This window comes from Rothia nasimurium (assembly GCF_928381415.1).
GTDB lineage: Bacteria > Actinomycetota > Actinomycetes > Actinomycetales > Micrococcaceae > Rothia > Rothia nasimurium_H.
In genome coordinates, this window is sequence record NZ_CAKMSF010000057.1 from 1 (window position 1) to 241 (window position 241).

The 241-nt window shown below is 56.0% G+C and carries 1 protein-coding gene; it reads left to right on the forward strand.

Translation table 11 applies throughout. The features are described 5' to 3' along the window. The coding region (locus L7A20_RS11940; RefSeq protein WP_237223691.1) for a hypothetical protein at positions 1-241 on the forward strand (241 nt) is incomplete at both ends.

Here is a 241-nt window from a genome sequence, read left to right on the forward strand (position 1 = left end):
ACACCGAAAACAACCAGCTTCTAGCCACCCGCACCGCCTACACCTCCGATGGAAATATCGAGGATATTCAGCTTCTGACCCCCGAGGAATACCAAGGGTGGGTTGAATGGATTGACCCGCGCACCGGGGAAATCGAAGAACTCGCCGGGTTCGTTGAGGACTTCAGCAAGCGCAACGCGCAGATTAACACCCGCAAAAAAGAACTCATTGCCCTGTGGGAAGCAGAGCACCCCGGCCAGTC